Genomic DNA, 23,889 nt, shown 5'->3' on the forward strand with positions numbered 1-23,889 from the left:
TTACATTTTTTCAAAAACGATCGCGGCTCCCTGGCCAACACCCACACACATGGTGGCCAATCCGTATTTCACTCCGGAACGGCGTTTCATTTCATGCATGAGCGTAGTAGTGATGCGCGCTCCGCTACAACCCAGCGGATGGCCAATGGCAATGGATCCGCCATTGAAGTTGATCTTCTGAGGGTCCAGACCAAGGTCACGGATACAGGCTAATGACTGGGAAGCAAAGGCTTCGTTTAATTCAATGATATCCAGGTCGCTGGCTTTTAACCCAGCACGCTGGAGGGCTTTTTGGGAAGAAGGCACAGGGCCGATACCCATAAAAGCAGGGTCTACTCCGGCAACGGCCATGGATTTGATCATGGCAATAGGTTGCAGATTGAACCGTTTGAGGGCACTTTCCGAAACAATCATTACGGCAGAAGCACCATCGTTAATGCCGGCAGAGTTACCGGCCGTAACGGTTCCGTCTTTCATAAAAGCAGGGCGCAGGGCGGCCAGTTTTTCCAGATATGTTTCACGTGGAGGCTCATCTTTGGAGAAGATCACCTTGTCTTCTTTGTTGGGCGTGATCTCCACGGGGATGATCTCATCGTTCCAGCGGCCCGCCAGGTGGGCTTCTTTGTATTTCCGCTGGCTTTCAAAGGCAAACAGGTCCTGGTCTTCCCGGCTGATCTTCCATTCCCGGGCTACATTTTCTGCCGTTTCGCCCATGGAAAAGGGATAATAGAGGTCCGCCAGTTTCTTATTGGTAAAGCGCCAGCCGATGGTGGAATCATACATTTCCGTTTTGCGGCTAAAGGCAGCATCCGGTTTAGGCATCACCAAAGGTGCGCGGGTCATGCTTTCCACTCCTCCGGCCAGGTAAACCTCGCCCTCACCGCACATTATAGCACGGGAAGCATCCATAATGGCCTGCAGGCCTGAGGCACAGAGCCTGTTTACGGTGTTTCCAGCCACAGATATGGGTAAGCCGGACAACAATACAGCCATACGGGCCACATCACGGTTATCCTCTCCGGCCTGGTTGGCGGCTCCGGCAATTACGTCTTCTACGGAAGAAGGGTCCACAGAAGGGTTCCGGGTCATGAGGGAACGGAGCATCAGGGCCAGCATATCGTCAGGACGGATAGTGCTCAATGCGCCACCATAGCGGGCTATGGGAGTTCTTACGGCATCTACTATATAAGCTGCTTGCATGTAATGGTTAGTGTTAAAGTTGCGAATTTATCGCAACTAATCGGGATTACCTTCAACCCAGCAATCCCAAATCCGAAATATGGACGTACCTTTGCGGGATGATGAGGAAGCAGAACATTAGGCATTTGAGCCTGCCACAGATACAAGAGGTATTTGCGAACATGGGCGAAAAGCCCTTTCGGGCCAAACAAGTGTACGAATGGCTGTGGCTTAAACAGGCCCGGGACTTTGAATCAATGTCCAACCTGAGCAAGCCGCTGCGCGCCTCTCTGGAAGAAAACTTCACTTTCCCGGCCATCAAGGTGGATGCCACCCAGCATAGCTCGGACGGTACCATCAAAAGCAGGTTCAAACTGCATGATGGCCATTTTGTGGAAGGAGTGCTGATCCCTACCTCTACCCGGCAGACTGCCTGTGTATCTTCCCAGGTGGGTTGCAGTCTTAGCTGTAAATTCTGCGCCACAGGGTTTATGGACCGCAAAAGGAACCTGGATTTTGATGAAATATTCGACCAGGTGGCCCTGATCAACAAACAAGCCATTGAAACTTCCGGTAAAAAGCTGACCAATATCGTGTTCATGGGCATGGGCGAGCCTTTGCTGAATTACAAAAATGTGCTCCATTCCATTGAAAGGATCACTTCTCCGGAAGGCCTGGCTATGAGCCCTAAACGGATCACGGTTTCCACGGCAGGTGTGGCCAAAATGATCCATCAGTTAGGGGAAGATAAAGTGCGTTTTAACCTGGCATTATCGCTCCACGCAGCGAATGATCAGAAACGTACGCAGATCATGCCGATCAATGAAACCAATAACCTGAAGGTGTTGGTAGAGGAGTTGAACTACTTCTATAAAGCCACAGGGAACGAGATCTCCTTTGAATACATCCTTTTCAAGGATTTCAATGATACCGTGAAAGATGCAGAAGAACTGATCAAGATCTACCGCCAGGTGCCGGTGGACCTGATCAACATTATTGAATACAATCCGATCGATGGAGCCAGGTTCCAGAAACCTTCAGAGGAAGCTACGGAAGCGTTTATGGAGTATCTCGGCAAACATAAAGTGAACGCTCGTTTGCGCAGGAGCCGCGGGAAAGATATTGATGCGGCATGCGGACAACTGGCTAATAAAGCATAGAAACATTTTACTGCAGGAATGCAGCAACTATAATTATACAGCATGAAAAAAAGCAGACCCGCTAAAAAAGGGTTCACACCTTTCAAAGAAAATTCACGCAGCAAACCTACAGACAGGCCATCTTCAGATCGCCGCCCAAAGCGCGATGGAGAGGAGAAAGGTTCCTTTAAAAGCTACCGTGAGAACGACAGGAGCGAAAAGCCGAAGAGAAGTTTTGGAGATGGTGATCAGGGACGTTTCCGTAAAGACAGTGACGCTCCGAAGAGAACAGGCGGAACTGACAGGTTTGACAACGACAGACCCAAAGGACGTTTCAGCAAAGATGATGATAAACCGAAAAGGAGTTTCGGAGATAAACCACGTTTCAGCAAAGACGATGACAGACCGAAAAGAAGTTTCGGTGACGATAAACCTAAAGGGCGTTTCAGCAAAGATGATGACAGGCCGAAGAGAAGCTTTGGTGACGATAAACCAAAAGGACGTTTCAGCAAAGATGATGACAGGCCGAAGAGAAGTTTTGGTGATGATAAACCAAAAGGGCGTTTCAGCAAAGATGACGACAGGCCAAAGAGAAGTTTTGGTGATGATAAACCAAAAGGACGTTTCAGCAAAGATGACGACAGGCCGAAGAGAAGTTTTGGTGACGATAAACCAAAAGGACGTTTCAGCAAGGATGACGACAGACCGAAAAGGAGCTTTGGTGACGATAAACCAAAAGGACGTTTCAGCAAAGATGATGACAGGCCGAAAAGGAGCTTTGGCGATAATGAAGACCGACCGAAAAGAAGTTTCGACAAAGACGAAGACAGGCCCAAAAGAAGCTTTTCCAAAGAAGACGGTGAATCCCGTCCGAAAAGGAATTCAGGCGATGGAGAAAGCAGTCCTAAAAGAGCTCCCCGCACAGCTGCTCCTGAAAAAGAAAAAAGCACCCGCAAACGTGTTGCCTTAGAAAATAATACGGCAGATGAAGAAGGCGGCAATGAAATGCCCCTGAACAAATACATCTCCCACTGCGGTATCTGCAGCCGTCGCAAAGCCGTTGATTTTATCAAAGAAGGCCTCGTAACCGTAAACGGCCAGAAGATAGAAGAACCTGCATTCAAGGTAACCGCCAAAGATGTGGTAACCCTGAAGGACAAACGCATCTTCATTCAAAAGAACCTCGTGTACGTGTTGCTGAACAAACCGAAAGGTTACATCACCACTACAGATGATCCGGAAGGCCGTCAGACTGTTATGGAACTGGTAACAGATGCTGCAGAAGAAAGATTGTTCCCCGTAGGCCGCCTGGACCGTAATACTTCTGGTCTTTTATTACTGACGAATGATGGTGAACTGGCACAAAAACTGGCGCATCCCAAACACAACATCAAAAAGATCTACCACGTAGAACTGGATAAGCCACTGACCCGGGCAGACTTTGATCAGATCATTGCAGGCGTTACGCTGGAAGATGGGCTGGCGCTTGTTGATGCCCTCGCATTTGTGGACACCAAGGATAAAAAGCAGATCGGCATTGAGATCCACAGCGGTAAAAACCGTATCGTGCGCCGTATCTTTGAACACCTGGGCTACCAGGTGGAAAAGCTGGACAGAGTAATGTATGCCGGTTTGACCAAGAAGAATGTGAACCGTGGCAAATGGCGCTTCCTGTCTGAAAAAGAAGTGATCTTACTCAAACACTTTAAATAAAAAATATTGAACGGGGAGCATGCGTTCCCCGTTCATGATCTTTCTCTCATGCGCATAGATTCCCTGGTTATATTCGAGAATGAGGATATTGTAGCGATCAATAAACCCTCCGGCCTGTTAAGTATTCCGGACAGGCATGATAATGAGCTCGAAGCCGTTTCTACCCTTCTCAAAAAACATTACGGCCAGATATTTACCGTGCACCGGCTGGACAGGGATACCAGCGGGCTGATCCTTTTTGCCAAACATGAAGCCGCTCATAAATACCTCTCTAAACTTTTTGAATCAAGGGATGTGGAGAAGTATTACCTGGGGCTGGTGAATGGGGAGCTGCCAGAACCTAAAGGCAGTGTGAATGCACCTATCATGGATCACCCTGTACAAAAGGGAAAGATGGTGACCAATGCCAAAGGCAGACCTTCCTTAACAGATTATGAAGTACAGGAAGCATTCGGATTGTTCAGCCTGGTGAAGATGCGCATCCATACCGGCCGTACCCATCAGATCAGGGTACACATGAAGCACCTTGGGCATCCTATTGTTGTTGATGAACTGTATGGCATTAAAAAACCGGTACTGCTCTCAGACATTAAGAAGAAGTTCAAACTGGGCAAAAATACAGAAGAAGAAAGACCATTGCTGAGCCGGCTTGCTTTACATGCCTTTCAGTTGAAATTCACGGATGAGAAAGGGGAGTTAATAGCCCTGGAAGCCCCATTACCAAAAGATATGCACGCAGTTTTACAACAATTGCGGAAACATAAGAAATAATACCCCCGGCGCTGCAGACCTGCAGCGCACTATTATCCTCAAAAGCAACCGCCCCGGTTGATTTTACGTAAATATTACCGGTGTTAAACTATTGAAAACGAAGGCGGTCTAACAATACTATAGCCGGTTCATCGTTTCTTTTAAGGCACTCGTCCAGACTTCATGATAATTTTGATTGATTTAACGTAACTTTTCAAAGTAAACCGTTTAAAATATATGAGAAAGCTCCGGATTGCCGCCCTCTGTGTGATGGTAGCGGCTGCTTCATCAGCCTGTAAAAAGGATTCTAAGAAAGATACCCCTACTCCCAATCCACCTACGGGTACACGTCTTCAATTGAGTCTTGATTCTTTATATTTATACGCAAAGGAAACGTATCTCTGGTATGACGCACTGCCGGATTACAATACCTTCAATCCCCGCGGTTTTGCCGGTACAGATGATCAGAGCAGCCTGGAAGCAGAGTTGTACCAGATCTCCCAGTATAAGGTCAATCCTAAGACCTCAAAGCCTTACGAGTACACAGGCAGCAATCGTCCAAAATACTCTTTTATTGAAAAAGGTAATGCGGCGCAGGGCATCAAAGGAACTGTAGACCTGGATGGCCAGGGGAACGATTTTGGATTAGGGCTGGTAATTGTTACAGACGCCAGTACCAGTCTTAGGTATGTATATGTACGTTATGTGGAAAAAGGTTCTTCTGCAGCAACAGCCGGTATAACAAGAGGATGCAGGATCATTACCATGAATGGTGCCCCTGTAAGCACAAATGCTTCTACACTCAACAGTACCCTGGATGCAGGAGGCAATATGAGCCTCACGCTACAAAGGGCAGCCCCGGCAGTTGGCACTTTCACTGCCAACCTTACCAAAGGCACTTATACGAACGATCCTGTTATCTATAAAGTATTACCAGCCAATGGCACTAACATTACCGGCTATTTAAACCTGGCGCGCTTTTCCCAGTTATCGAACGTACAACCCGGACTGGATAAAGCATTCCAGGATTTTTCAGCAGCGGGCGTAAACAACCTGGTGATAGACCTCCGGTATAACGGAGGTGGTTATGTGGCTACTTTTGAATACCTGGCTAACCTGATCGCACCTGCCAGTCTTACCGGTCAGGTGATGTATAAAGAAACATTCAACACCCTGCTGCAAACCAATAAAGCCCCCATACTGGCTTCCATTCCTTTACTGGGTGCTGATGGCAAACAAAGAACAGGCAGCGGCGGCAGATTGCTCACGTATGCAGACGTGGATTATTCCACTGCCGGCAATACTTACAAGTTCAGCAAAAAAGGAAACCTTGGCACCATCAAGAACGTAGTATTCATTGTAAGTGGCAATACAGCCTCTGCCAGTGAATTAACGATCAATAGCCTGAAAGCCTATCCAAATCAGATGACGGTGAAAATAGTGGGATCCGCCACTACTTATGGTAAACCCGTTGGCTTCTTTGGTATTGGCATTGATAAGTTCACTGTATATATGAGCCAGTTCACCAGTGTGAATGCAAAAGACGAGGGCGAATACTATGCAGGTTTCCCTGTGGACATCTCTTCTACAGATGATGTGCTGCGTGACTTTGGAGATGTAGAAGAAAACGGGTTATTCAAAGCGCTGGCCTTTATCAATACCGGTGCGGGTGGCCGCACAACAGACGACCGCTTGATGACCATCAATGGAAGAGTAACAAATGCCAGTTCATTGACTATACAAAATGTGGGTGATGGCGGGTTTAACGGGATGGTGGAAGAACGCATCAATCTGAAATAAGATCCTTACATCTAACCTATATGCAATGCTGCAGGCCCTTGGGTTTGCGGCATTTTTTTTTACACGTTGGTATAAAAAATAAAAACGGGGAAAAATCCCCGTTTCGTAAAATCAAAAACCAACCATTAAAAAAAACGATCAGGAATAATATCCCTGCAACCACTTGTGTTGCCGGTCTTTTTCTTCCTTTAATATGTTGACCTTCTTTGCAGAAGGTTGTAACCATTGTAATATGATGCGAACCAGCTTTTTCATAAACAAACGTTCCTTACTTGTTAGGCTGTGGCGTTGTTCTGAGATAAGGCTTGATGATCTTGTGACCTTTCGGGAATTTGGCCGGAATATCTTCCGTTTTCACGGCGGGTACAACAATCACATCTTCTCCTTCTTTCCAGTCTGCCGGTGTAGCCACACTGTAGTTAGCAGTCAGCTGCAGCGAATCGATCACGCGTAATACTTCTGTGAAATTTCTTCCGGTAGAAGCAGGGTAGGTGATCATGAGTTTCACTTTCTTATCCGGACCAATGATGAACAGTGAACGCACGGTGAATGTTTCTGAGGCATTCGGGTGGATCATGTCATACAGGTTGGAAACGGTTCTATCTTCATCAGCGATGATGGGGAAAGCCACCTCGCAACCTTGTGTTTCGTTGATATCGCTGATCCAGTTCTTGTGTTTATCCAGTGGATCCACGCTGAGGGCCAGCACTTTTACGTTACGTTTGGCAAATTCGCCGTTCAATAAGGCTGTTTTGCCAAGTTCTGTTGTACAAACGGGTGTAAAATCAGCAGGATGTGAAAATAACACGCCCCAGCTGTCACCCAGGTATTCGTACAGATCTATCTCTCCTACTGTCGATTTCGCCTTAAAATTGGGAGCAATGTCCCCTAGCCTTAAACTCATAATACACCTTTTAATAGATTCAAAAATACTGATTTCCTACAAATATTATAGACTTTAAGGATTTTTTTCTTAGAATCTTTGTGGTGTTGGGTTCTAAAGGGGTGGAATTCAGAATAAGTTAACAATTGTTTAATGGATGCGGCCGGTTTGGGGCTATAAAACCTTAATGGGCATTTCCACCCTGTTTCCAGGCATAATAGGCCAGGCTATACTTCATATCGTCCTCAAGATCAGCCTGTTGGCGGGCGCTGGGCTCATCAAATTCCAGCTCCAGGTACCCCAGGTAGAGCTCGTAGTTCTTTACAAGGGCATGTATGCATTTGTCCACACTTCGGTTATAGGCTTCCGTTTTGGAGCAGTGTTCTGCTTTGCGGATAAAATAACAGCTGTTATTGGCGTATTCCATCCATTCCTCTTCCTGTACAAATTCAGGGCGGGCCAGGTGAAAGAGCAGGTTGTCGAATAATACGGGTTCTCCCAGCTGGGCTTCAAAATCAATGATCTCCGGTACCTGCTGCATGGTTTCCAGCTTTTGTACAATGGCCATCTGAACGGCTTCGCTTTTGTCTTCAATAGCCCTGATCATGGTATTCAGGACATCGTAGCTGGTCACAAAATCGCATTTGCGCCAGCCGGTTTCGGTTTCCAGGTAACCCCAGCAGGTGAGGTAATGAGAGTCGTCAAGGATGATCTGGCCTACTTTTATGGCCGTTGCTTCCTGGACCTGTGTAGTATGTAAGGATAGCTTTTTCATGATTGATCGTTTTTGACTGGTTTAATAACGATACAAAAATATTAGGGCTGTGCGCAAGGGATGTGCGTACCGAAATTGTTATACTTTTACCTCCGAAAAAACCCGGAATGCATGCCTAAGAATAAAGATGCCCTTTCCCGTTATCGATGGATAGATGAACGTTTACGCAATAAGCGCCTGCCTAAACCCAGCCTGGACGACCTCGTTACTTTTGTGTCTGACAAGATGGATAAGTCCATTGCCGTGCGTACTATTCAAAAGGATATAGAGGATATGCGCAATGATGCGGAGCTTAATTATTTTGCGCCGATCATCTACAACCGCAGTTCAAGGGTCTATCAATATGAAGATGAAAATTTCTCTATCAGCAATAGCCCTATTGATGAAGCAGATCTGCAGGGGCTGGAAGTTGCGATAGGTATACTGGAGCAATTCCGCAGCCTGCCGGTGATACAGCGTTTTGAAGATGCGATCCTGAAGATTGCGGCGAGCCTGAAAATGAACCGGCAGCAACTGGAAAACAGGGGCCTGATCAAATTCAGCCGTGGCAGCCAGTATCAGGGCGCAGAACATATTCCTGAGATTGTAGATGCCATCAAAAACCTGGAAGTGATCCGCATTGCTTACCAGAGTTTTGACCGTACAGAACCTAAAGAACACTGGGTAGAACCTTATCACTTAAGGGAATACAACCACCGCTTTTACCTGATCGGCAAAAGCCAGAAGGCCAAAGGGGGCACGGTGCTCACCTTTTCCCTCGACCGCATTGTGAAGTTCTGGCCTACTGATAAACATTTTGATGAAAAGAACTTTGATGATGCGAGTTACTTCCAGCATGCGATAGGTATCACTGTTACAGAGGGAGAACCGGAAGACATTGTACTATCCTACACCCCGCACCAGGGTAAATATGTGAAAACACAACCCATCCATCCTTCCCAGACGATCCTCAAAGATGACGAAAAGGAATGCCGCGTAGGTTTAAAACTGGTGGTGAACCAGGAGCTGATGATACTGCTGCTGAGTAACGGGGCAAGAGTAAAAGTGCTGGAGCCCAAACACCTGGCGGATGCTTTAAAAGCGGAAGCAAAGAAAATGCTGGAACGATACCAATAAAAAAAGCCGCTTCTTACGAGGCGGCTTTTTAATATCTGCACAGCAGCTTATTGGGCAGCTGGTTTTTCAAATACCTTTTCATCGACCGGGGTATTGATCTCTACTTTCGTATAGTTGATCTTCATGCCCATTGGTAATTGCTCTACTGCAGCGGCATATACATAACCATCGCCGGATTTTTTGAAGTCAGAGAAGTTTTCAATGATTTCAATTTCCTGCCCTTGTATAGATTTATTGGTCGTTCTTTTAGTCACGTACCAGTTGCTTGGATCTACAAAATAATTGGAGATGGAAGCATCTTTGCGGGTGAGTTTGATCTTGAATAATTCCTTCCCGTCAATTGTTTCTTTACCGATCAGTTCTGCGGTATGGCCCTTTGCTTTGTAATCCACCAGTTCACCGGTAAGGTCCAGATCGCGCTGTGCATCTGCGAGGTCTGCAGGATCTGAATCTACAGGGGCCTGCTGTTGCTGAACGGGCATGAACGTCCATCCGCTTTTTGGTGTGATCACCTGTATGTTTTTAGTACCCATTGCTTCGAATTCGATACGCATGGCTTTTTGATTCAGGTTGATCACTTTCAGCGGAAAGTCCATTCCCTGGATAGACAGGCTTCCTTCTGCGATCTGTGAATTGAGGGCTTTTAGTTTGGCTTCGCCACCCATGGCGGTAATATGTTTGTTCACCACTTCATCCAGTGTCTGTGCTTTTGCGCCAACGGCAGCACCTACCAGAAGCATAGACAGGGTCAACATCCGGAACTGTTTCATAATAGAGGAGTTTTAGATTTATTGCTTACAAATGTATTCTTAAATGAACATAGCAAAAAGCTTTTAAGGATAATTTAACGGTTTTTCCGAGTTTTATGCCCATGAAACAAATGCAGGTAGCCGGCCATTTGGTGGATATCCCCGGCAGAAGGACCTTTCCAGCGATCGTTACTATAGAGGATGGTATCATCCATAGTATTGCTCCTACCGATACGGCTATACCCCAACAGTATATATTACCCGGCTTTATTGATGCGCATGTACATGTGGAAAGTTCCATGCTTGTTCCCTCTGAATTTGCGCGGCTGGCGGTTCCCCATGGTACGGTGGCCACTATTTCAGACCCACATGAGATTGCAAATGTATTGGGTGTAAAAGGCGTAGAATATATGCTGGACAATGCAAAACAGGTACGTTTCAAATTCTGCTTCGGAGCGCCTTCCTGTGTTCCTGCCACGATCTTTGAAACTGCCGGTGCGGCTGTGAATGCGGAAGATGTAGACCAGTTGCTGCAACGCCCGGATATCTATTACCTCTCTGAAATGATGAATTACCCCGGTGTGTTGTATAAAGACCCGGAGGTGATGGCAAAAATAGCCGCGGCCCAAAAACATGGAAAACCGGTAGATGGCCATGCTCCGGGCCTCCGGGGAGAGGAAGCAGCAAAGTATATTGCTGCAGGCATCAGCACAGACCATGAATGTTTTACGCTGGAAGAAGCATTGGACAAACTGCAGTACGGCATGCACATCCTCATCCGGGAAGGCAGTGCCGCCAGGAATTACGAAGCACTCTCCTCCCTGATACAATCCCATCCGCAAAATATCATGTTCTGCAGTGATGATAAACATCCGGACAACCTGGTGGACGGGCATATCAATGAACTGGTGAAACGTTCACTCGCAAAGGGTTACGACCTGTATAACATTCTTCAGGCTGCCTGCATCAATCCTGTAAAACATTATAACATGCCTGTAGGCCTGCTGCAGATCAGTGATCCGGCGGATTTTATTATCGTGGATAACCTGCAGCTGTTTAATATACTGGAAACATATATCGATGGTGTGGCTGTAGCGCAGCAAGGCAAAACCCTTATCCCTGCAGTTCCTATCGCACGCGTGAATCAATTCAGCTGCCAGCCTAAAACGGCAGCAGACTTTCATATACCTGCAAACAATGAAACCCGGGTGCAGGTAATAGAAGCACTGGAAGGACAATTGATCACCAATTGCATTCATGCAGTGCTGGCACCGCAGAACGGTTTACTGGTAAGTGATACAGGGCAGGATGTGTTGAAAATAGCCGTGATCAACCGCTATTATGATGCACCCGTGGCAAAGGGTTTCATCAAAAACTTCGGATTAAAGAAAGGCGCCATTGCTTCTACCGTGGCGCACGACAGTCATAATATCATTGTAGTGGGCGTGGATGATCAAAGCATTGCAACCGCAGTGAATGAACTGATCCGTTGTGAAGGCGGGGTTTGCGTAACTACTGATGGAACCACGGAAGTATTGGCTTTGCCTGTAGCAGGGTTGATGAGTGCAGAAGACGGATACCGTACCGCCCAACGTTACAGCGAACTGGATGCAGCCGCCAAAAAGCTGGGCAGTACACTGGATGCACCTTTCATGACCTTATCTTTCATGGCCCTGCTGGTGATCCCTCATTTAAAACTCAGTGATAAAGGATTATTTAACGGCGACACTTTTTCCTTTACGGAAGTGATGGCTTAACCTTCTCCTAACCATAAAGTACCATTCACACTATCCCGCGAAGCCCCTGTAACAGAGCTGAGCACATTGGTCTTTTGCTGCCAGCGCAAAGCGCCGATCAATGCCATCACCAATGCTTCTTTGAATGCAGCTGTCTGTGCATCCGGCACCATTACGGCAACACCAAGTGGTGTTAATTCTTCCTGGATGCAACTGATCAGGAACTGGTTAAAAGCACCACCACCTGTTACGAGTAATTTCTTATCATTTGTGCCCTCCCGGGAAACAGCTTCCAGCGATTGCCTGATCTGCGTGGCAATATGGGCTACATAGGTGCGGAGTTTACCCTGAACGGATAAAGTATGTTTATGGATCAAAGGCAACAGTAGATCCGTACCAAAATCATTGGCGAGGGATTTAGGGAAGGCCTGGCTGTAATAAGACTGGCTGTTTAATGCATCCAGTAATGTTTTATCTATCACCCCGCCGGATGCGAGGGTTCCATTTTCATCATACATTTTACCCAATGCAGCTGCCAGTGCATCCAGTACCCGGTTGGCGGGACAAACATCAAAGGCATGGAATGTTTCGCCATTTTTTGCGGAGAGGTTGGCAATGCCGCCCAGGTTAAGCCAATAATCGTACCCGGGGAATAATAATTTTTCGCCGATCGGAACAATGGGAGCGCCTTGGCCTCCCAAAGCTACGTCCATAGCCCTGAGATCGCTGATCACCGGCAAACCGGTCACTGCTGCAATGGCTGCGCCATCTCCCAATTGAGCCGTCATGCGTTGTTCCGGCATATGGAAAGTGGTGTGCCCGTGAGAGGCTATAAAATGGACCCTGTGTTCCAGGTTGTTCCTGAAAATGAAATCTTTTACCTGCTGGCCGGTATAATGGCCATAGGCGCTGTGCAGCAGTTGATAATCCCGGGCATTTAACGTTACGGCTCCTTTCAGGTCAGCTACCCATTGGGGGCTGTAAGCCAGGCATTCTGCCACATGGATGGTATACGACCATTGGCCGCGAACCTCGCTCAGTTCCACAAAAGCTATATCCAACCCGTCCAGCGAACTGCCTGACATTAACCCTATAACGCTATAAACCATGCTTAAAATTTTTGCAAAGATAAAATTTATGGAATACCCACCCCTCTCTGCATCATAATCCCGGAATCAAACCTCATAATTATGAAAAAGTATTGTTTTCTGATCCTGTGCACCATTATTTCCGTTGCTGCCATTGGGCAAACCTTTAAAGGGGTTGTAATGGACAAAGCAAATAGCCAACCGATACCGGGTGTTAGCGTATTTATAAAAGGAACCAGAACTGGTACTACCACCGCTTCTGACGGGCGTTTTACTATTGCCCGCCCCAAAGGGCCTTTCACCCTTATGGTGCAATTTGTGGGTTATCAGTTCGTTGAGAAGCAATTCACGGCCAAAGATTCTACATGTGTGATATTCCTGAGCCCAAGCCAGCAGGCATTGCAGGAGGTAGTCGTGACCGGGTATGGTACGGTGCATAAAAAATCCGTAACCGGAGCTGTTGCTAATTATGGCTATGCCCCCACCATGGATTATGAAAACACCAACGAATTCAAAGGCATCCGTGAGAATGGCTTCCTGAATACGACCAAAAGCCCGCTGAGCACGTTTTCTGCAGATGTAGACCGGGCCAGTTATTCTCTTGTGAGAACCAATCTCAATGGCGGCCAACTGCTCAAACCCAATGCTGTACGCATTGAAGAACTGATCAATTATTTCGACTATAATTACCCTGCACCTGTGAATACTGATCCTGTAGCCATATATGCGGACCTTGCTATCTGCCCCTGGAATAAGGAGCATCAGCTGGCGCGCATTGGCTTACAGGGGAAGAAGATCCCTACTGATAAATTACCTCCTTCCAACCTGGTATTCCTGCTGGATGTTTCCGGTTCCATGTCCCCTCCCAACAGGCTGCCATTGGTGAAACAAGCGTTTAAAGCATTGGTGCAGCAGTTAAGGGATGAAGACCGCGTAGCGATTGTGGTATACGCAGGCGCAGCAGGACTGGTACTGCCTTCTACTTCCGGAAAAGAAAAGACGAAGATCATTGATGCGCTGGAAAATCTTTCCGCAGGAGGATCCACAGCAGGTGGCGCAGGTATTAAACTTGCCTACAGAACAGCTGCAGATCATTTCATTAAAAAAGGAAATAACCGGGTGATCCTGGCTACTGACGGGGATTTCAATGTGGGGCTCTCCAGTGAAGAAGATCTGCAGGACCTGATAGAGAGAGAAAGAGAAAAAGGTATTTCATTGTCCGTGCTTGGGTTTGGCATGGGCAACTATAAAGACAACCGCCTTGAAACCCTTGCAGATAAAGGAAACGGAAACTATGCTTATATAGACAATTTTGAAGAGGCCCGCCGGACATTTGTTACGGAGTTCGGCGGCACACTCTTCACGATTGCGAAGGATGTGAAACTGCAGGTAGAATTCAACCCCAAATTCGTGCAGTCGTACCGTTTAGTGGGATATGAGAACCGTTTGCTGAATGATGAGGATTTTAATGATGACAAAAAAGATGCAGGCGATATGGGTTCAGGGCATACGGTGACTGCCTTGTATGAATTAGTGCCGGTAGGAGCCAGGGAAGGTTCCGTGGACCCGCTGAAATACCAGAACCCTGTTCCTGTGACGTATAAATCATCCAGTAATGAGTTGCTGACGGTTAAAATGCGGTACAAAGAACCGGATGGTGAGAAGAGTAAATTACTGGAGAAAGTGTTGCTGCCGGGTGCTAAGAGTATAGACAATGCGCCGGAGGATTTCAGGCTTGCAGCATCTGTGGCGCAATTTGGGATGTTATTGAGGAGCAGCCCTTATAAAGGCGCTTCCACTTACGAGTCCGCATTGAAACTGGCGAATGGTGCGAGGGGTACAGATCCTGAGGGATATAGGGCGGAATATATCCAGCTGCTGAAAAAGGCGCAGTTGCTCCAGGAGTCTGTGGCTACCAGGTAGTTTGTTGCTGCAACAGGGTACTTTAGCAATGCCCAAAGTACTGGCTGCCAGACTGGTTAGAAATCCTGCTGATCTCTTGCCCGTCCGGCAGCCAGAAACTTATCTAATTCAAGCATCGTAAACGAAAAAGTGCTATTTTGGCCCGGTAAAAAAGGGCTGGTATATGATAATAAATCTGAGTGATACCAATTCGCTGGTAGGCGACTGGATGAGTGAGATCAGGGATGAAGTAGTACAGGCAGACCGGATGCGCTTCCGCCGCAACCTGGAAAGGCTTGGAGAAGTAGCTGCCTACGAGATCAGCAAAACACTCTTGTACACAGATAAGGAGGTAGAAACTCCGCTGGGTACAGCCAACTGCGGTATTATCAAACATCAGCCTGTACTGGGCACCATCCTGCGAGCAGGACTGGCCATGCACCAGGGATTGGTGAATTATTTCGATAAAGCAGACCACGCCTATATTTCCGCTTACCGTAAACATAACCGGGACGGCTCTTTTGAGATCAGCCTGGAATACGTATCCTGCCCTCCCCTGGATGATAAAGTACTCATCCTCTCAGATCCTATGCTGGCAACAGGGGCCTCTCTCGTTAAAACCATCGATCACCTGATGAGTTTTGGAAAACCCAGTCACATTCATATTGTTACCGCCATTGCCTGCACTATTGGAATTGAATACGTGCAACGTAATGCAGATGCCAATATCAGCATCTGGGCGGGAGACATTGACGATGAACTCACTGCAAAAGGGTACATTGTTCCCGGACTCGGCGATGCAGGGGACCTTGCTTTCGGAACCAAGCTGCAACAGTAACAAACAGGGTCGTTCTAACGTTTTAATTAACAGCAGTGCCAATAATATTCGCCCTGCTACGTTATATCATAATCGACCGAATCAGCGCAGACCGGCATTTTCCCTTAAGCATTCATTTTAAATCTATTATGACGAAGAATTTATGTTATATAGATTTAATTTGAAATATGAAATATGTTCTTTACCTTCACATCGTATAGTGTCCCTATATATTTTAACCGTTGGCGAAATGAAGAAATTTGTACTCCTATTAACCATAGCTTTTTATGCCGTCAGTTCTGCTAAAGCGCAGGACCCGCATTTTACGCAATTTTTCGCGTCTCCGCTTACATTGAACCCAGCATTCACCGGCTACTTTTCAGGTGATCTTCGTCTCTCAGGTAACTATCGTTCACAATGGCGCAGCATTGCCTCTCCATACATTACAGGTACCCTGGCAGCGGATTTCGGGATTTTAAAAAATACGATCTCTTATACAGATACATGGGGTGTGGGCATCCTTGCACTTTATGATAAAACAGGTGCCGGTGCATTGAATTCCAACTATGTGGCCGTGAGCACTGCTTATCACAAAGGCTTGGATGTGGAAGGGAATCACACGCTGGGTATTGGTCTTCAGGCTGCTTTCTCTCAGAAGAGAGTAGACCAGAGCAAATTAATTTTCGAGCAACAGATCAATGATAATGGTTATGATCCTTCTCTGCCCAGCGGAGAAACCATCACCAATCCTTCTATCTCTTACATGGATTACAATGTTGGTTTGTTGTACAGTGGTCTTGTAGGAGAGTCCTCCAATATTTATCTCGGCGCATCTTATTACCATTTTACACAACCTACTGAAACATTCCTGGACCAGGATAATAACCGCCTCAGCTATCGTTATACTTTACATGGTGGTGGATCTTTTCCGGTGAATGGCAGTAACCGTGTACACTTCAGCGCGCATTACATGCGTCAGAACCAGGCTGTGGAAACCACTATGGGAGCAGCTTACGGCTTTATGCTGAATGATATGGAAGATGCTCCTACTATTTTTTACCTCGGTGCCTGGTTCCGCCTGAAAGATGCGATCAATCCTTACATCGGGCTGGAATTTAACAGCTTCAAAGTGGGGCTGAGCTATGACCTGAACGTTTCTACTTTGAAACCGGCCTCTAATTATCGTGGTGGTACAGAGATTTCCGTTATCTATGTGCGCACTAAAAACGACAACAAAAAGAACGGAACACTTTGTCCCAAGTTTTAATAACCTGGTGTATACATGATTATGGGTGGCCGGAAGCAATTCCGGCCATTATCTTTTCAGGCCCTTTCCTTTGCTCACCCATTTATTCCCCTTAACGAAATACCTGTAGGGCAGGTAGGCATCTTCCATAGCATAGGCCACTCCCACACGCGTACCGGCTTCAATAGCGGATTTTGGCAGATCGGGCGCGTCTTCTATCCACAATTTATTACCCAGCAAACTTTCTCCTGTAAGTGCAGTGGTGATACCCAATGCTTTGGATAAGCTTCCGGGCCCTGCGGTAAGGGTGGTATCCAGTTTTATTTTGCCACAGCGTGCCAGCATATGATCAATTCCTTCAATGGGTTCCAGGGCACGTACCAGTACCACATGCGGCACATCCTTCAAATTAGTGACCACATTGAACAGGTGATGGATCCCATAACATAAATAAACATATGCTACTCCTCCGGGGGCATATGCTACCTCCGTTCTGGCAGTGCGGCGGTTGTTCCAGGCATGGGAGGCTCTGTCCGTAGCTCCTGCATAGGCTTCGGTTTCAACGATCCTGCCGGAGGTGCGCACACCATCAATTTCTGTTACCAGCAACTTTCCCAGTAAACGTTTTGCTACCCTCAAAACGTTATTGTCTTCATAAAATGAAGCATTCAGTTTAACCATGCTGCAAAATATTATTAATTTAGATGCGTTACATTCGTTGTTCCAAGTTTACTCCTGCGTACCTTATTACTGTCATACTAAAACCTGACCGTTGTTTTCATTAAGAGAAGTACTAGGCGCAGTGCAATCATACGGCAAAGCGCATCAGTTTATTACACAGCACCGTTTATGGAAGTGGATCATCATTCCAGGCATTATCTATTGCATCCTGTTTGTAACGGGCATTTATTTCGTGTGGGATTATTCCGGCGTGTTCATTGATTATGTATTAAACCTGCTGACACTTAAAACCTGGATAGAAGAATTGCAGAACGGATGGGTGAACTTCCTGTTCCTGCTGGTGGGCTTTGCGGTGCGGATGGTTTTTCTGCTCATGTATTTTTCCTTCTTCAAATATCTTTTCCTGATTGTTGGATCCCCCATCTTTGCATACCTCTCTGAAAAAACAGAGTCGATCATCCAAAAGAAGGATTTCCCTTTCAGCTTTCCTCAATTGCTAAAAGACGTTGTGCGCGGTATCCGTTTATCTTTCAGGAACCTGTTGTACCAGACGGTTTTTATGCTTGTTATTGCTATACTGGCTTTCATTCCTATCCTGGGATGGTTAACGCCATTGATCGCACTATTTGTGGAATGTTATTATTTCGGTTTCTCGATGATGGATTATAGCTTTGAGCGCCGCCAATGGACAATGGGGCAGAGTATCCACTATATTGGCCAGCACAAAGGCATGGCCATTGGAAACGGTGTGGTATTTTACCTGATGATGTTCATCCCCATCCTTGGCTGGGTATTAGCACCCTGTTATGCTGTGATTGCCGCTACTATTCATTTACAACAACAAAAACTACCTAATGCCCCAACCCGGTAAAGTATATCTTATTCCAACCGTACTGAGTGCGGATGCACTTTTTACGCTACCCGCCTACATCACCAGCACTATTCAGCAATTGAAAATCTTCTTTGTGGAGAATGAACGTACTGCCCGCCGGTTCATGAAAGCGCTGGACAGAACGATAGATATTGATGCTTTGCAACTGCACCTGATGAATGAAAACCAGGCGCCTGATCTTACGCTTGCCCGGAAATTATTGCAGGAAGGGCATTCCATTGGTGTGATCAGTGAAGCGGGTTGTCCTGCCATTGCTGATCCCGGTCAACTGATCGTACAGGTGGCGCATAGTGTAGGCGCTGCCGTAATTCCCCTGGTAGGGCCCAATTCCATGCTGCTGGCCCTGATGGCTTCCGGCATGAATGGGCAGAACTTCCGGTTTGTGGGTTATCTCCCGGTAAAACCTCCGGAGCGTGCAGCAGCTATTAAGGAACTGGAAGCTGTTTCTGCGCGGGATAAACAGACACAATTATTTATAGAAGCGCCCTACCGGAATAATCCTATCATTAAGGATGTGCTGGCAAACTGTAAGAACGAAACACTTTTTTGTGTGGCGGTGGACCTTACAGGACCTACGGAATATATCCGCACACAAAGTATAGGGCAGTGGAAGAAACAGGAAGGAGTTGATTTCCATAAGCGGCCCGCGATATTTCTGCTGTATGCGCAGTAAAAAAAGAGCGTCCCCACCGGGACGCTCTTTTTTTTTATCAGAAGGGTACTTTCTTCATGGTGTTTGGATCTGTAACAGAGATCACACTATCTACAATAAACGCACTGTATCCTCTCCAGGGTAATGCGCCCAGGTATTCTTTGTAATGCAGTTCCAGCAATTTACCGCTTGCGCTCATCAGCTGCTGTGCTACTTTTTCATTCGCCACGGAAAACTGGAATTCGTTGGATTGTACACCACCCAGGTTCTGTGGTTTGAAGCCGGTCTGAATGAGTTTGCCCTCGTATGTTTTCCAGATATATCCTTTCTGTACAAAAAAGTTCAGCTCTCCGGACTTGGTACCGCGGCCAAAAACAAAGTAGTAGCGATAGAAGAAGATAGCGGCCAGGATGACCAGGATGATCGTTACTGTAATGAATACAAATCTTTTCATAATGATTCTTATAAACCGTATTTATCAATGAGGTATACCAATGCGCCCATTCCTATTGCTCCCAGGTCTAATTCTCTTTTATTCACTGCCTCAAAGTTATCAGAAACGGCGTGATGAATATCAAAATAACGTTGGGAGTCGGGAGAAAGTTCAGCCATGGGCGTGCCCAGTTGATTATGGATGGGCGTAATGTCTGCCCCGCCGCCTGGTTCTGAAAAATCATAAATGCCATAAGGAAGGAATAAACCAGACCAGCCCTGGATCTTACGGAGTTTTTCAGGTTCCATGGAAGTAGTGAAACCCCTTGGCGTAAAGCCACCGGCATCACTTTCGAGGGCAAAGATGTGTTTTTCGTTCTTTGCTTTTGCTTCTTCTGCATATTTGGCGCCACCGCGTAAACCGTTCTCTTCATTGGCAAACAGCACTACCCTGATGGTACGTTTAGGGCGGATGCCCGTTGCTTTGAATGATCTTAATAATTCAATGGACTGTACACATCCCGTACCATCATCATGCGCGCCTTCGCAAACATCCCATGAATCCAGGTGGCCGCCTACGGTGATGAATTCATTCGGGAATTCACTGCCGCGCAGCTCTCCTATTACGTTATGGCCAATGGTGTCAGGCAGCATCTGGCAGGTGGTGCGTAAAAAGACTTTCATGCCGGGATCGTTGGCGATCCTTTTGCTGAGCACTTCTGCATCTTTGAGACCAATTGCTACTGCTGCTATTTTGGGGAAAGAATCATTATAACGGGTACTGCCTGTATGAGGGTTATTATCCGTGCTGTGGCTCATGGAACGTACGATCACTGCCAGTGCACCATATTTGGATGCACGGCTGGGACCCTGGCCCCGGAAACGTACGGCATCGCCATAGGCATAAAAAGTTTTGATGAATTTTTTGTTAAATGGATAGTTATAGAAGACGATCTTTCCTTTGATCTGGTCTTTTTTCTGCTCCAGTTCTTCAAATGATCTTACCTCAATAACAGGAGCTGTAACCCCTTTTGTACCAGTCCCTACAGAGTTACCCAGGGCCAGGATATTCAGTGGCGGAACAAAATCGCGGCGCATGCTAATGATCCGGGCCTGCTCTTTTTCTCCTCTTACCCAATGTGGTACTTTGCATTCCTGGAAGTAGACCTTATCTGCTCCGGCAGCCTTCAGCGCGGCTTCGCCCCATTTTTCCGCTTTCACCATCTGTGGTGAACCGGCCAGCCTTCCGCCGATGGTTTTGGTTAAAACGCGCAGGTTTTCGTAGGCGGTGCCATTTGTGAGCACCTCGTCTGCGAAACGGCGGATGGTAAGGGAGTCCTCCTGCTGTGCCCAGGAAAGCTGCGCTATGCAGCAGGTTAATAAGGCTAAAATTGGCTTTTTCATATAGCGATCCAGATTTCCGATAAAACTAACTAATTCACCACTCAACCCCAAATGAAGCTGGCATGACAGAGCTCATTCTGCCGGGAATTTATATTTACTTACCTTTGCAACTCACAAAATCCACATCAGGGATGCGCATAGGAATCGTTTGCTACCCTACTTATGGGGGTAGCGGTGTGTTGGCAACCGAATTAGGAAAAGCACTCGCAGACAAAGGGCACATGGTACATTTTATTACTTACCAGCAGCCCGTGCGATTGAATGGGTTTCATGCCAATATCTATTACCACGAAGTACAGGTTCCTACTTATCCGCTTTTTGATTTCCCACCTTATGAAAGTGCTTTAAGCAGTACGATGGTGGATGTTATCCTGAATCAGAAGCTGGACCTGTTACATGTACATTACGCAATTCCACACGCCTCTACTGCGTATATGGCGCAGCAGATCGTAGCAAAACAAGGCATCCATATACCATTCATCACCACTTTGCATGGTACGGACATTACCCTGGTGGGCAAGGATAAAACCTATGCTCCGGTAGTGACCTTCTCTATCAACGAATCCAATGCCATCACGGCAGTATCCAATAACCTGCGGGACGAAACCTTTAAGTTCTTTCCTATTGAAAAGGATATTTCAGTGATCTACAACTTCGTGGATATTGCCCGTTTTGCCCGTAAGGAATTACCACATTTCCGCCAGGCCATTGCCCCTAACGGTGAAAAGATCTTACTCCATGTTTCCAACTTCCGTAAAGTGAAGCGGGTACCGGATGTAGTGAAGGTCTTTAAACAGGTGAGGGATGTGATGCCTGCTAAACTATTGCTGGTAGGTGATGGACCGGACAGGCCCATGATCGAATGCATGTGCCGCGAGCTCGGGATCTGCGATGATGTTCGTTTTGTTGGTAAGCAGGAACAGCTGGAAGACGTGATGTCTATCAGTGACCTGTTCATCCTTCCTTCTGAATATGAAAGTTTTGGTCTGGCTGCGCTGGAGGCGATGGCATCACAGGTGCCGGTATTGTCTTCCAATGCGGGTGGTTTACCGGAGATCAATATTGAAGGGGAAACAGGATATAGCAGTGCGGTGGGCGATGTAAATACCATGGCTGCACATGCTATCAATATTTTAAAAGACCCGGCGTTACTGGCACATTTGAGGGCTGGTGCCCTTAAACAGGCTTCGCGGTTTCATATAGATAATATCATTCCGCAGTATGAGGCCTTGTATGAGGATGTGTTGCAGCAGTCGCTGGTGACGAAGTAGACGCAAATCTGTAATTTTACAGCCAGATAATCGGAAATAACCGATTATCTGGCTTTTTTTATACAATTCTGAAGATAAAATTGTAATTTTGTGATGAGATAATCGATTATTTCCGATTATCCATTCATAAAAATACAGTATGATATGGATATTTTGCATGCCATCAGATCATATGCAGATCAGCCTTTAACACACCAATTGTTAGTGTCTATATTAAAGGAATATAAGCGGCCTAATGATAAAATCAACTCTCTTGTGGAAGAGGGTGTGCTTACGCCCGTAAAGAAGGGATTATATGTAACAGGTAGTGCATTGGGTATCCGTAAAAATCCTGAACCATTCTTATTGGCTAATCATTTACTAGGCCCCAGTTATGTTTCAATAGACAGTGCACTATCCTATTATGAATTGATACCAGAGCGTGTATATGAAATAACTTCTGTAACACTCAAAACCTCGCGGGAATTCCTTACGCTAATTGGCAGGTTCAGTTATGCCCACTTACCATTCCCTTATTACAGTTTTGGTATCCGGCAGGTTGAAGTATCAACGAATCAACGTGTATTGATGGCTTGTCCGGAAAAGGCATTATTCGATAAAATTGTTACTACAAAGAAATTGCAAATAAGAAGCAAAAGAGATGCTATGCATTATCTGTTCGATGACCTGCGAATGAATGAATTTGGTTTAAAAGAGATGAACCTCACGATGATGGATGAATGGATTAAAGATTCACCCAAAGAGGAAAGCCTTGCATACATTATTAGAACAATTCACAACTTATGATAAAGGAATGGTTAGATAGTTATAAGCCTGCAAATAAGGCCGAAGCATTATCTGCTTTACGCGAGATCATGCAGGAAATTGCTCTTGCCGGGCTGCAGCGTGCCGGATTCTTTGAGAAAGCCGCTTTCTATGGTGGCACGGCCTTACGGATACTTTATGATCTCAACCGTTATTCTGAAGACCTGGATTTTTCACTCCTGAAAGTTGATCCGGACTTTTCACTGGAAAAATACTTACAGGCTATACTTATTGAGTTTGAAGCAGCAGGTATGATAGTATCTGTGAGAGAAAAACAAAAAGTGAATCCCAATAATATTGAATCTGCATTTTTAAAATCGGAAACCATCTGGAAAGAATTGGTGCTGGAAAACGTTATAGGGCCAATAGAACTCGGGCAAAAAGCCAATATTATCATTAAGATTGAAGTAGACACACAACCTCCGTTGGGTTTTCAAACTGAAGAAAAGCTTCTAACAAAGCCTTTTTCATTTTTTGTAAAATGCTTTACTATACCTGACCTCTTTGCCGGAAAAATGCATGCTTTATTATTCCGCAAATGGAAAAACAATGTAAAGGGGCGTGACTGGTTTGATATGGAGTGGTATATTAAGAAAGGAGAGCCGCTAAATCTTCAGCATTTTCTATTAAGAGCAAAAGACAGCGGAAGCTGGGAAAAGGAAACCATTACGAAAGATGAGTTCAGGGAATTATTAAAGACGAAAATTGATGCAGTTAATTTCGATATGGTGAAAGCTGATATCCGGCGTTTCATTCCTGACCCCAAAGTACTGGATATCTGGAGCGCCGCTTACTTCCACGAACTCGTCAAAAAACTTAAAATTATATAAAGCAAAAAGAGGGTGTCTCAAAAGTAATTT

General features: G+C 46.1%; 22 protein-coding genes. 14 read left to right on the forward strand and 8 right to left on the reverse strand.

Features of this window, described 5'->3' with window-relative positions:
* Positions 1 to 1,200, reverse strand: a complete 1,200-nt coding sequence (locus AAHN97_RS21735; RefSeq protein WP_343304195.1) for a thiolase family protein — start codon at positions 1,198 to 1,200, stop codon at positions 1 to 3.
* A gap of 101 nt (positions 1,201 to 1,301) precedes the next feature.
* Here AAHN97_RS21735 and rlmN point away from each other — a divergent pair, with 101 nt between their 5' ends.
* From rlmN to AAHN97_RS21755, 4 genes are all read left to right on the forward strand, one after another.
* On the forward strand, positions 1,302 to 2,339 hold the full coding sequence (gene rlmN / locus AAHN97_RS21740; protein ID WP_343304196.1) for a 23S rRNA (adenine(2503)-C(2))-methyltransferase RlmN: 1,038 nt from the start codon (positions 1,302 to 1,304) through the stop codon (positions 2,337 to 2,339).
* A gap of 42 nt (positions 2,340 to 2,381) precedes the next feature.
* Positions 2,382 to 4,031, forward strand: coding sequence for a pseudouridine synthase (locus AAHN97_RS21745; protein WP_343304197.1), 1,650 nt, complete (start codon positions 2,382 to 2,384; stop codon positions 4,029 to 4,031).
* Between the two features lie 48 nt (positions 4,032 to 4,079).
* Positions 4,080 to 4,802 (forward strand): RluA family pseudouridine synthase, encoded by a 723-nt coding sequence (locus tag AAHN97_RS21750; RefSeq protein ID WP_343304198.1) that lies wholly within the window; start codon positions 4,080 to 4,082, stop codon positions 4,800 to 4,802.
* A gap of 216 nt (positions 4,803 to 5,018) precedes the next feature.
* Complete coding sequence (locus tag AAHN97_RS21755) at positions 5,019 to 6,581, forward strand: S41 family peptidase (protein WP_343304199.1); 1,563 nt, start codon at positions 5,019 to 5,021, stop codon at positions 6,579 to 6,581.
* A gap of 268 nt (positions 6,582 to 6,849) precedes the next feature.
* Here the strand turns inward: AAHN97_RS21755 and AAHN97_RS21760 are convergent, their stop codons facing one another.
* Both AAHN97_RS21760 and AAHN97_RS21765 read right to left on the reverse strand, forming a co-directional pair.
* Positions 6,850 to 7,485 carry a peroxiredoxin gene (locus AAHN97_RS21760; RefSeq protein WP_343304200.1) on the reverse strand — a complete coding sequence of 212 codons (636 nt, stop codon included), beginning with the start codon at positions 7,483 to 7,485 and terminating at the stop codon, positions 6,850 to 6,852.
* A gap of 163 nt (positions 7,486 to 7,648) precedes the next feature.
* Positions 7,649 to 8,239: a hypothetical protein gene (locus AAHN97_RS21765; RefSeq protein ID WP_343304201.1), complete on the reverse strand. Its 591-nt coding sequence runs from the start codon at positions 8,237 to 8,239 to the stop codon at positions 7,649 to 7,651.
* Between the two features lie 111 nt (positions 8,240 to 8,350).
* Here AAHN97_RS21765 and AAHN97_RS21770 point away from each other — a divergent pair, with 111 nt between their 5' ends.
* Positions 8,351 to 9,355, forward strand: coding sequence for a helix-turn-helix transcriptional regulator (locus AAHN97_RS21770; RefSeq protein ID WP_074242191.1), 1,005 nt, complete (start codon positions 8,351 to 8,353; stop codon positions 9,353 to 9,355).
* A gap of 47 nt (positions 9,356 to 9,402) precedes the next feature.
* Here AAHN97_RS21770 and AAHN97_RS21775 read toward each other — a convergent pair whose 3' ends face one another.
* Entirely contained in the window at positions 9,403 to 10,125 is a 723-nt protein-coding gene (locus AAHN97_RS21775; protein WP_343304202.1) for a hypothetical protein, read from the reverse strand.
* A gap of 95 nt (positions 10,126 to 10,220) precedes the next feature.
* Between AAHN97_RS21775 and ade the strand changes: the two genes are divergently transcribed.
* Positions 10,221 to 11,861, forward strand: a complete 1,641-nt coding sequence (gene ade, locus AAHN97_RS21780) for an adenine deaminase (RefSeq protein WP_343304203.1) — start codon at positions 10,221 to 10,223, stop codon at positions 11,859 to 11,861.
* Here the strand turns inward: ade and AAHN97_RS21785 are convergent.
* Positions 11,858 to 12,949 (reverse strand): anhydro-N-acetylmuramic acid kinase, encoded by a 1,092-nt coding sequence (locus tag AAHN97_RS21785; RefSeq protein ID WP_343304204.1) that lies wholly within the window; start codon positions 12,947 to 12,949, stop codon positions 11,858 to 11,860. The two genes, ade and AAHN97_RS21785, sit on opposite strands and share 4 nt — an antisense overlap.
* 81 nt (positions 12,950 to 13,030) lie before the next feature.
* Between AAHN97_RS21785 and AAHN97_RS21790 the strand changes: the two genes are divergently transcribed.
* From AAHN97_RS21790 to AAHN97_RS21800, 3 genes are all read left to right on the forward strand, one after another.
* Complete coding sequence (locus AAHN97_RS21790) at positions 13,031 to 14,851, forward strand: vWA domain-containing protein (protein WP_343304205.1); 1,821 nt, start codon at positions 13,031 to 13,033, stop codon at positions 14,849 to 14,851.
* A 163-nt stretch (positions 14,852 to 15,014) separates the two neighbouring features.
* A complete protein-coding gene (upp, locus tag AAHN97_RS21795; RefSeq protein WP_343304206.1) occupies positions 15,015 to 15,668 on the forward strand; it encodes a uracil phosphoribosyltransferase in 654 nt (217 codons plus the stop codon).
* 229 nt (positions 15,669 to 15,897) lie between these two features.
* Positions 15,898 to 16,914 carry a PorP/SprF family type IX secretion system membrane protein gene (locus AAHN97_RS21800; RefSeq protein ID WP_343304207.1) on the forward strand — a complete coding sequence of 339 codons (1,017 nt, stop codon included), beginning with the start codon at positions 15,898 to 15,900 and terminating at the stop codon, positions 16,912 to 16,914.
* 48 nt (positions 16,915 to 16,962) lie between these two features.
* Here the strand turns inward: AAHN97_RS21800 and AAHN97_RS21805 are convergent, their stop codons facing one another.
* The gene (locus AAHN97_RS21805; RefSeq protein WP_343304208.1) at positions 16,963 to 17,574 is read right to left on the reverse strand and encodes a DNA-3-methyladenine glycosylase; all 612 of its coding nucleotides are present in this window, start codon (positions 17,572 to 17,574) and stop codon (positions 16,963 to 16,965) included.
* A gap of 91 nt (positions 17,575 to 17,665) precedes the next feature.
* Here AAHN97_RS21805 and AAHN97_RS21810 point away from each other — a divergent pair, with 91 nt between their 5' ends.
* Together AAHN97_RS21810 and AAHN97_RS21815 are read left to right on the forward strand one after the other, a co-directional pair.
* On the forward strand, positions 17,666 to 18,445 hold the full coding sequence (locus AAHN97_RS21810) for an EI24 domain-containing protein (protein WP_343304209.1): 780 nt from the start codon (positions 17,666 to 17,668) through the stop codon (positions 18,443 to 18,445).
* On the forward strand, positions 18,429 to 19,139 hold the full coding sequence (locus AAHN97_RS21815; RefSeq protein ID WP_343304211.1) for an SAM-dependent methyltransferase: 711 nt from the start codon (positions 18,429 to 18,431) through the stop codon (positions 19,137 to 19,139). The genes AAHN97_RS21810 and AAHN97_RS21815 overlap by 17 nt, the downstream gene beginning before the upstream one ends.
* A gap of 37 nt (positions 19,140 to 19,176) precedes the next feature.
* Here AAHN97_RS21815 and AAHN97_RS21820 read toward each other — a convergent pair whose 3' ends face one another.
* Together AAHN97_RS21820 and AAHN97_RS21825 are read right to left on the reverse strand one after the other, a co-directional pair.
* Positions 19,177 to 19,572, reverse strand: a complete 396-nt coding sequence (locus AAHN97_RS21820) for a hypothetical protein (RefSeq protein ID WP_074242183.1) — start codon at positions 19,570 to 19,572, stop codon at positions 19,177 to 19,179.
* A gap of 8 nt (positions 19,573 to 19,580) precedes the next feature.
* A complete protein-coding gene (locus AAHN97_RS21825) occupies positions 19,581 to 20,954 on the reverse strand; it encodes a M20/M25/M40 family metallo-hydrolase (RefSeq protein ID WP_343304212.1) in 1,374 nt (457 codons plus the stop codon).
* 62 nt (positions 20,955 to 21,016) lie between these two features.
* On the opposite strand from AAHN97_RS21825, the gene bshA reads away from it, so the two are divergent.
* The 3 genes from bshA to AAHN97_RS21840 all read left to right on the forward strand — a co-directional run bounded on the left by bshA (position 21,017) and on the right by AAHN97_RS21840 (position 23,859).
* Entirely contained in the window at positions 21,017 to 22,225 is a 1,209-nt protein-coding gene (gene bshA / locus AAHN97_RS21830) for an N-acetyl-alpha-D-glucosaminyl L-malate synthase BshA (protein WP_343304213.1), read from the forward strand.
* 144 nt (positions 22,226 to 22,369) lie between these two features.
* Positions 22,370 to 23,011, forward strand: a complete 642-nt coding sequence (locus AAHN97_RS21835) for a type IV toxin-antitoxin system AbiEi family antitoxin domain-containing protein (protein WP_343304215.1) — start codon at positions 22,370 to 22,372, stop codon at positions 23,009 to 23,011.
* Positions 23,008 to 23,859: a nucleotidyl transferase AbiEii/AbiGii toxin family protein gene (locus AAHN97_RS21840; protein WP_343304216.1), complete on the forward strand. Its 852-nt coding sequence runs from the start codon at positions 23,008 to 23,010 to the stop codon at positions 23,857 to 23,859. Before AAHN97_RS21835 ends, AAHN97_RS21840 begins: the two co-directional genes overlap by 4 nt.
* Positions 23,860 to 23,889 lie beyond the last annotated feature (30 nt).

Origin of the sequence: Chitinophaga niabensis (assembly GCF_039545795.1) — a bacterium.
GTDB classification, from domain to species: domain Bacteria; phylum Bacteroidota; class Bacteroidia; order Chitinophagales; family Chitinophagaceae; genus Chitinophaga; species Chitinophaga niabensis_B.